Genomic DNA, 9,488 nt, shown 5'->3' with positions numbered 1-9,488 from the left:
ATCAAACATTTCAAAATAACTACTTGGCTTAACGCAGTCATTGCACTGATTTTATACTTTCTTAACTTATAAAAAAACCTCTTTTTTAACTAGATCGTAGCTTATAGAGAAACAAACCATTTTTATTGGCAGAAAATAATACCTGTTTGTCTTATCAACTGGAATGATATCCCCTTTTAAAAGAAATAAAAACTGCCGAGAAAAATTTCTCGACAGCTTGAGGGAAGATCTATGTTTTTGGCTATTCGTTAATTAAATAATCCTTTAAAAAAGTTGCTCAATGCTTGGAATAATTCACTAAAGAAGTTTGCTACTTTCTCCCAAAATCCCTCGTCCAACCCAAGCTCATTTGCCTTATCCTTAATCGTCGATGCAATATCTTCTAATTGATTTTTAACTTTATCAAAATCAATATTTAAGTCTCGCATCTTTTCAAATAAATCAATCAGCATTTGCTTATCTGCTTCACTAAGAGATATCTCTAGCTTGTCAAGCTGTTCTTGTACAATACGCTCAACATCCTCTTTCGTAGCAGGGTTTTGTTCAGCAATTGTCTGTTTAATTTCGGTTAGTAATTCACTAACCTTTTCCTGACTCATGCCTTCTTTTTTTGCGAGGTCTGTAGCGACATCCAATTCGTCGTTTGCTAGCTCCATACGTTCTTTATCTAGTTGCTCTCCTTTAACATCATAAGCCTTATATATACCCGTTAATGCAGAATGTCCACTAACTTTAACAGGTGAAGCAACGTCCACAGTAGCATTTTCTACTCCCGCGGTCAGCAGGGCGTTCGCATACATTTCTTTCGTAACTTCTGTAATGTTATCTGGAGTAACAATATTAATTGTTAAGCCGTTTCCTTCTTCCTGACGGGTAATTTTTGCACTGGAATACATGTTCGAATTTGGATCACCATTAATATATTTGGCACCATCTTGCCCGGAGACATCAAATTCTTCTACATTATCTGCCTCTTTGATGTTTAATAATTTTCGAACCTCGGTTCGCTGATTCTTATTTAATTGAGCCCCATAAACAACGATTGGTGAGCCTAACTTTTCATTTATACTTTCTGTATCACTAGCTCCATTGTCCGCTTGTACAGGCAAACTTATTCCAAGTACTAGTCCAACAATCAGCATCCCTATTAAAAATTTTTTTAATTGACGTTTTAACATTTTTGTTCTCCTTTTATGTGTACTAATTTATCCTATATTTATTTATTTCCAAATAACATTATGCACCCATTATACCTGTTTTCAAATAATATGGGTATCATTCTTATAAAAAATAAGGCTTGCGATGTAGATAATACGTCTACAACTACTATATAGATTTTAGTCATATATTAATGAAGACTTAACTAGTAAGCAAATTATTTTTCTTTATGTAGCATCTCCTATATATTTAGGGTAACGAAATAATTAGGAAAGAAGGGCATGACCATCATTGATAATCATCCTATAGTAAAGCGAAACTTAGCAATCATGTGGTTTGCTAACTTTTTTATTGCCGGAAGTATGACAATGGTACTTCCATTTATTTCTTTATATATTGAAACAATGGGGAATTTCTCAGATTCATATGTACAGAATTGGTCAGGATGGATATTTGCAATAACCTTTGTAACGGCATTTATTTTTTCTCCGATCTGGGGCAGGATTGGAGACAAATATGGTAGAAAGAAGATTTTAATTTTCTCCGCGGTTGGAATTGGTATCTCCATTTTATTAATGGGATTTGCCACTTCCGTATGGCAGCTATTTTTACTCCGTTTATTTATGGGAGTAGCAACTGGATTTATTCCGATGTCGCAAGCCTTTATTTCCACACAGACTCCAAAACATATTGCCGGAAGAGTATTAGGTACGCTGCAAACAGGAAGCATTACCGGAACGCTTATGGGACCTTTACTTGGCGGAACACTTGCTGATACTTTTGGTTATGCCAACACGTTTAAGTGGGTTTCTGTTACTGTTTTCATTTCTGGCATCATCGTTTTACTCGGTGTTAAAGAAGTAAAAACAAAGCTTTCGGATGACGCGAATGATTACCGCACATACACAAGAAAACAGGTTATCCAACACATCGTGAATCAACCCGTGTTACTTGTTGTTATGCTAATTTCAACGTTAGTACAAGTCGCGCATTTTAGCATTCAACCGATCTTATCATTATTTGTTGCAGATATACATGGCCCAGAAAACATAGCATTGTTTGCTGGTATCGCCTTTTCAGCAGCTGGACTTGGAAATTTATTAATGACTAGAAAATGGGGTAAAATTGGTGACAAAATTGGATATATAAAGGTTCTTATCTTTCTGTTATTTATGGCAGGCATTGTATATCTTCCCGGTGCCTTTGTTACGTCGATTTGGCAACTCGTAATATTAAGGTTTTTACTTGGAATATCCATCGGTGGGATTATCCCTTTACGTATCGCGTATATTCGCCAAAAAGCTCCCCTTTCTATGCAAGGAGAAGTACTTGGTTATAACACAAGCCTCCGTTTTTTGGGGAATATTATCGGTCCAGCACTTGGGGGTGCTCTGGCAGGGTTTTTTGGTTTTTCTGCAGTCTTCGTGGTAACAAGTGCATTATTACTTCTGAGCGGTGTTATCATGCTTGTATGCTGGTTTAAATATGAGTATAGCCAAAACGATTCTCATTCACTGTCTACACACAGATCATAACGAAATAAGTTTCGTAAATATATGTCATGATAGAATTAGGAAAATCTGTGCTCCTAATCCCATGTTAGGCTAAAGAAATTGATTTATCTGTTAGAATATGCTAAAACTAACAGAGCCCCTTCCTTTGAAGGGACTAGTATCAAATAGAAAGAAAGTGATAGCAGTGGGAATAGTCGTAGTAGAGGTCTGTGACGGAAATGCAATCACTTCCATTAATATAGAAGAGATTCTTGAGAAGGAATTTCCTGAGGTAGCTGTACTCATGAATGAATGTTTATCTTTTTGCGGGCTTTGTAGAGTTAAACCTTATGCACTCGTGAACAATAAACGCATTTTCGGAAACACACCTGAAGAGTGTTTAGACAAAATTAGAGCAGTAATAAAAGAAGAACTGGCTGTGTATGAATAAGCGGCCAGTTCTTCTTTTTATTTAATCATTTCCCGGGAAATATGTCATTATTTGTTATAATTAACTACTTAAAGACTTGCTTGGAAAATTTCAATCGAATCTTGTTTGGTTAATTCCTTAAAGTTGCCGTATCTGGGCTTAGCAATGACTGTTTTCTCAGCCATTTCTTCTACAGAGCTTGCATCAATCGAATAATCGGCTAGGCTAGAAGGCGCACCAATTCCACTCCAAAAAGCGCGTAACCTTTCAATCCCCTCTAAGGCGATGTCACGATCTGTTTTATCTGTAGGGTCTACCGCAAACACACGAATAGCTAGTTGTTTAAAACGCGCTTCGTTTGTTTCGTCCAGTACATGCTTCATCCAATTAGGGAATAATATTGCTAACCCACCACCATGAGGGATGTCATGTACTGCGGATACTGCGTGCTCTATGTTATGTGTTGCCCAGTCACCTCGAAACCCCATGCTTAGCATATCATTCAATGCTAATGTACCGCTTAACATGATCGTCTCACGGAACTCATAATTTGTTAAATCATTTAATAGCTTTGGTGCTGTTTCTATTACCGTAAGTAAGATAGATTCGCAGAAACGGTCTTGTATTGGCGTATTCCCTGTTTGGTGGAAATAATGTTCCAACACATGTGACATCATATCTACGATACCGTAAATGGTTTGATTTCTCGGAACTGAGAACGTGTGCGTTGGATCAAGGATGGAAAATATTGGATTTGTATATGGAGAACCCCACCCATGCTTTTCATTCGTTTCCCAATTGGTAATAACAGAACCACGATTCATTTCAGAACCGGTAGCTGCTAAGGTTAGGATGGTACCGAATGGAAGTGCATCAAGCGCTTGCTCCTTCTTCGTCACAATGTCCCACATATCTACATCTGTTTTTGCACCTGCAGCAATTGCTTTAGTACAATCAATCGTACTTCCGCCCCCAATAGCTAAAAGAAAATCGATGCCTTCTTTTTTACAAATCGCTACCCCTTTACGTACAGTAGAGATTCGCGGATTAGGTTCTACCCCTGCTAATTCATATACTTCTGCGTGAAACTCATTTAGCTTAGTTAAAACATTATCATAAATGCCGTTACGCTTTATACTTCCGCCGCCATAAACGATAAGTACCTTTTTTCCATACGGCTGTATCTCTTCAGGAAGTTTATCCAATTGGCCTTTTCCAAAGATTAATTTTGTCGGATTATGGTATGTGAAGTTCTCCACTGTTTTAACCTCCTATGCTTTCGTATATACAATAACATCCATTTCAACGAGTACATCTTTAGGTAATTTACTTACCTCAATCGTAGCTCTTGCAGGATAGGGTTCTGTAAGGTAACTACCGTAAATCTCGTTGATTGTTGCAAAGTCTGTCATCGATTTTAAGTAAATCGTAAATTTTACTGCTTTAGAAAAATCCGTGCCTGCTTCCTGTAAAATTGCTTTAATATTTTCTAAAACTTGTTTTGTTTGACCCTCAATTCCATTAACAACGTTGCCGCTGACCGGGTCAATTCCTATTTGTCCAGACACATAAAGGAAATCACCTGCTTCAATTGCTTGCGAATACGGTCCTAGTGCAGCTGGTGCTTGTTCGGTATGAATCGCCTTCACCATGTTACATTCCTCCTTTTATTTCTTTTCACCCCGCATATAACTGGCAGTAATACTCCCACTTTAAGCAATAAAGTGAAGCCAATATGGATAAGTAGGGGATAAACAAACCACTAACTAATTGAAGTTTTACTTTATCATCATAACATGTTCGATTCTACTCTTCTGCTAATTTGTCTTTATATGCCATAACTGATTTCACATAATAAATATCTCCATAGCAAGCTCCTAATTCTTCAGCTCCATCGCGAAGACATCGGTACTTCTCCTTATCCGGATCATTTGCATACATTTCCTGAGAAAATGTGATGGCAGCTTCTTGAGAAAATTGATCGGAATGCTTCTTCATATAATTAATAAACCCTTTTCCAAAATTATAGGATTGAACTGCTACAAGCAAATCTCCGTTTGCCTCTTTTAATGTTTGTGAAAAATAATAGACTCCCTGTTTAATAGAGAGCTCTGGATCTTGGATACACCCACGTTCACCACAATAGCTTTCGGATGATTGCATAGGGTCATCTCCTCTTCCGCCAGATTCCTGCATCATCATTGCTAATAATGTATCAATATGTTGCGACACATCATACTGTTTCGCATATTTTTCAACAACTGGCCGATACGCTTTAACTTCCTCACTAATGATCGGAGAGGAGGAAGTAGGTGATGAATTTTCTGCCTGTTCTTGATAAGCTAATAGCGAAATTCCAATAAATAGGGAGAACAGTAGAAAAGCTAGGAAGATGGTTCGTTTTATAGCTGTTTTTATTTTCTTATTGCGTTTCATATGCATCTATTCCTTTATATACGATCTTTAAATAACTATATCTTACCTTCATTGTCAAACATGCTTCATTCTTTACTGTTTTTCTTTCCTAAAATCACAAATGCTTCAGCAATTGCTCCAAACATCATATGACTGATCATCCAGTAGAAAAATGCCATCCCATCCGTTATATCAGGGGTACGGGATGACATTACTGTTGTTGTATATAATAGCAATCCAATCATGCTACCAGATATTACATAAGCTATCAGTTGATTTTGTCGACCAAACTTGTTCAACACAACATATAAGATTGGAACGAGAATAATAGATACGATTAGATGCAGGGAAAACTCTTCTAGCTCATTTAGATTCCATTCCTTTATAATAGGAATGGAATCTATATTTAATAAGAGTGTATAAACTTGCTTAGAGGTTGTAATTTGTATCAGTTTTAATATTCCACCAAGCATAACACCAGCTACAAGACCTATTACGGCAAGCTTTGATAATTTCATCTCCAGCTTCTCCTTTATCCCATTACATGCTTGATCAAAAACTCTATTCCTAGATTACCTTACTTTAGTTATATTAACAAATCTATTACTAGATCAAAAGATACTAGCTTCATCGCCCATTGTTTGCAACGCAAATAAATCGACAACATAATCATTTAAAAAAAGACCAGTAGGATCTAGCTGCTTTCTAATATTTAGAAATTCATCCAACTTCGGGTAAAGCGCCTTCAATTTTGAGAGATTCAGCTTATGCATTTTCCCCCAATGTGGTCTCCCTTGATAATTTTGAAGTAGCTTTTCCATATCACCGAAATAATTCTCATAGGGCATCCCCTTATACATATGAAAAGCGATATATGCAGAATTACGCTTATAAGCAGGACTGAGCCAAAACTGATCTTGTTTGACCATTCTTACCTCAATTGGAAAATGAACCTGATATCTGGCAGTTTCTATTTTTTCACGTATCGCAATTAGAGCTACTTTTACGTTTTCTAGAGGAATACTGTACTCCATTTCACGAAATCGCACTCGTCGTTCCGTTGCAAATAAATCAAAGCTTTTTCCATGAATAGTTGATGAACCAATTGCCTTTGCTGATAATCGACTGATCGATCGACTTGTGGAAGGGAATAGTCTAACGGTTTCTGATAGAAGCTTAAATAGGTGATTCTCTACTATTAATGCTTCCATTCGATGCTTTCGTAAGGACTGGGGAGCTTGTTCTGAGAGGTTCATTGTCTTTATTTGGACGAGATCAGAGTAAGGAAATAAAAAGCATTCAAAATGACGATTTTGCTCTATTAATGTAGGTAATTGTTCTAATAAGTCTCTAAACTTATATTTACTGCTCGTAAGTTTGTAAGTAGGTGCAGGTATCACGCTAATGGTAATTTCTACGATAACACCCAACAAACCTAAGGAAATGACCCCTGCATGAAATAACGTTTCATCTTGCTCTTTTGCTATAGTTAGAGTTTCTCCTTTTGCAGTTACAAGCGTGAAGCTCAACACCTGTGTAGCTAAATTACCAAATTTAATTCCGGTGCCATGTGTACCTGTAGATATTGCTCCTGCGATACTCTGCACGTTAATATCTCCTAAGTTTTCCTGAGAATAGCCCTCAGCTGCTAATTGCTTTGACAATTCATGAAGGCGTGTACCTGCAAGGATAGTAGCCGTGTTCAATTCCTTATCTAAATGCGTCACTCCAGTTAAATGGTCTAATGACATTAAGTAATCTTCACTGACAGCAATTTCGGTAAATGAATGCCCTGCTCCAACAACTCGTATCCGCCGTTGTTCCTTTCTTGCCATATTTACATAGTCACATACCTCTTCTGCTGATGTTGGAAATAACACTTCTCTAGGCTTACAATGAGCAGTTTCAGACCAATTTTTCCATTCTCTAGTTTCCTTCATTAAAAGAAGCACATCCCTTCTCCACGATATGTTTTATAATGGTCCACAACTTTTCCATTTGTTATACAAGCTATATTCGTAAATCGTTCACATATTTCACCAGCTTTAGCAGCACGAAAAACAACATAATCCCCTAAATGCATTGGTACTGGAATAAACACAGGTGTCTGCACCTCACCCGTACCCTCGACCGAAATGAGTTTGCTACCCTCAGGAAAAACTGGTTGCGGTAACTTATCCACCCCTGGGCTTCCGGAAGCCACATATCCCCCTCCTAAACAAGTATAGATTTGTTGTTCAGGTTGCCGTACAATCGGTAATGTAAAGAAAAGAGAAGGATTCGTTCCGATCGGCTGCTTATAATAATCAAATAACAATGGTGCATAAAAACCAGATCCAACGGTTACCTCTGTTACAACTCTTTCGTTAGAAGTTGTTACCAAACTACCTGTCCCACCCCCATTGACAATTTCAAGAGAGAATCCTTCATTTGTTAAAGCATTGATTATCGCCTTTCTTCTATCGGCTATCTTTGCCACTGATTTTTTCTTTAATACTGTTACAGCTTTGTTCAATACCCATTGCTTGGGTAGTTGATCAGGCACACCAGCAAGCTGCGCTTCATAACCCATCACACCAGTCAACTTTAGATGGGATTGTTTGGAAATAACATGTGCTATCTCTATTACACTCGTTACATCACGTAATGGCGAACGACGGACGCCAAAATGAAAGCCAAAGAAATTAGTACTCATATCGATATCAAGACAGGTATAAATGAGTCCATCATACTGTTTAGCAATGGATTGTAAAAACGCAATCTGTTCACGCTGATCTACCATACAAATAATTTTCCCACCCGATTTATTAATCTTTGCAATTTTTGCAAGCAGGGAAGCATCCCAAACCGGATAGCCTAGTAAAATATCACGAAAACCATATTCATACAGAAATAATGCTTCTTTTGGACTAAAACACATTAATCCTTGAAATACGGAACTATTCGCTAATATTCTCTCGATGACTGGAATCGAACGGATCGATTTCGTAGCAATCCTCACCTTTTTGTTATTTGACTTTTCAGAAATTATATCGCAGTTTTTATCTAACGCAGCTAGATCAAGCACCAAACCAGGATGTGGCTCCCGCTCGAGTAGCTCTTTTGTGAACATGACATCACCACCTTTATTCTAGTATCCTTTAATGAAAACTAAAGTGCAAGCTAATAATAAACTAACAACTTTGGCAGTAATCCAGGGATAAAACCCACATTATCTGGAAGAATAAAAAGCGCAAGCGCCCGATTAGAAACCAAGCGACTGGAGTGAACGGTGTACTAGCGATTCGGTGATGACTTAGATTAGTACGATTCGTGAAGTCGCCTAGTTTCTGGGCGCTGGAGCTGGACGTGACTCAACACGCCCATATTCATCCATATGTAATTTTCTAGACAAAAACCAAAAAAATTCTGCTATCAATTGATAGCAGAATTCCTATATCGGACTATCTCCAAAAACTGTCATATCAATGGAATATACTCCCTTTTCGTAAGCAGCCACCAAACAGCACTGCTTTCACATAGCTTATTATATAAAAGGCTTTTCTTCCAAATATTTATAGCCCTAAATCTTTCCTATACTGCTCTAATTCTTTTGTCGTACAGCGCACCCAATGTCCAGGTTTCACTTCACGAAACTCTGGTTCTTCACTTTTATCATGAACGGATGGATCATATGCTGTACGCTGACGACCTCGTTCATAATTCGGATCTGGCAGTGGAATAGCGGATAACAATGATTTCGTATACGGATGAATCGGATTATTATAGAGCTCTTCACTGTCTGCTAGCTCCACCATATTCCCAAAATACATAACGCCAATTCGATCACTAATATATTTTACCATCGATAAATCATGGGCAATAAACAGATACGTTAGCCCTTGATCACGCTGTAGCTTTTTCAATAGATTGACAACCTGTGCTTGAATAGAAACATCCAGTGCCGAAATGGGCTCATCGGCAATAATTAATTCTGGCTCTACGGCAAGTGC

The 9,488-nt window shown here is 37.7% G+C and carries 10 protein-coding genes; 2 read left to right on the top strand and 8 right to left on the bottom strand.

Annotated elements, in window-relative coordinates:
• Positions 1-248: 248 nt before the first annotated feature.
• Positions 249-1,178, bottom strand: coding sequence for a DUF1002 domain-containing protein (locus Q1A47_RS18885; RefSeq protein WP_026682254.1), 930 nt, complete (start codon positions 1,176-1,178; stop codon positions 249-251).
• A 261-nt stretch (positions 1,179-1,439) separates the two neighbouring features.
• Between Q1A47_RS18885 and Q1A47_RS18880 the strand changes: the two genes are divergently transcribed.
• A complete protein-coding gene (locus Q1A47_RS18880; RefSeq protein WP_034679416.1) occupies positions 1,440-2,693 on the top strand; it encodes an MFS transporter in 1,254 nt (417 codons plus the stop codon).
• Between the two features lie 163 nt (positions 2,694-2,856).
• Entirely contained in the window at positions 2,857-3,102 is a 246-nt protein-coding gene (locus tag Q1A47_RS18875) for a DUF1450 domain-containing protein (RefSeq protein ID WP_026682256.1), read from the top strand.
• A 68-nt stretch (positions 3,103-3,170) separates the two neighbouring features.
• On the opposite strand, the gene Q1A47_RS18870 is transcribed toward Q1A47_RS18875, so the two are convergent.
• The 7 genes from Q1A47_RS18870 to Q1A47_RS18840 all read right to left on the bottom strand — a co-directional run.
• Positions 3,171-4,340, bottom strand: a complete 1,170-nt coding sequence (locus Q1A47_RS18870; protein WP_166530477.1) for an iron-containing alcohol dehydrogenase — start codon at positions 4,338-4,340, stop codon at positions 3,171-3,173.
• Positions 4,341-4,352: 12 nt separating this feature from the next.
• Complete coding sequence (locus tag Q1A47_RS18865) at positions 4,353-4,733, bottom strand: RidA family protein (RefSeq protein WP_166530478.1); 381 nt, start codon at positions 4,731-4,733, stop codon at positions 4,353-4,355.
• Positions 4,734-4,887: 154 nt separating this feature from the next.
• A complete protein-coding gene (locus Q1A47_RS18860; protein WP_166530479.1) occupies positions 4,888-5,517 on the bottom strand; it encodes a lysozyme family protein in 630 nt (209 codons plus the stop codon).
• Between the two features lie 65 nt (positions 5,518-5,582).
• A complete protein-coding gene (locus Q1A47_RS18855; RefSeq protein WP_166530480.1) occupies positions 5,583-6,014 on the bottom strand; it encodes a hypothetical protein in 432 nt (143 codons plus the stop codon).
• Between the two features lie 93 nt (positions 6,015-6,107).
• Entirely contained in the window at positions 6,108-7,436 is a 1,329-nt protein-coding gene (locus tag Q1A47_RS18850) for a D-arabinono-1,4-lactone oxidase (RefSeq protein WP_166530481.1), read from the bottom strand.
• Positions 7,436-8,608, bottom strand: coding sequence for an alanine racemase (locus tag Q1A47_RS18845; RefSeq protein WP_166530482.1), 1,173 nt, complete (start codon positions 8,606-8,608; stop codon positions 7,436-7,438). The genes Q1A47_RS18850 and Q1A47_RS18845 overlap by 1 nt, the downstream gene beginning before the upstream one ends.
• A 442-nt stretch (positions 8,609-9,050) precedes the next feature.
• Positions 9,051-9,488: ABC transporter ATP-binding protein (locus tag Q1A47_RS18840; protein ID WP_299632689.1), on the bottom strand; the 438-nt coding region annotated here is incomplete at its 5' end.

It is taken from the genome of uncultured Virgibacillus sp. (assembly GCF_947495635.1).
GTDB classification, from domain to species: Bacteria; Bacillota; Bacilli; order Bacillales; family Amphibacillaceae; genus Virgibacillus; species Virgibacillus salarius.
This window is presented reverse-complemented; position numbering and strand designations above follow the sequence as displayed.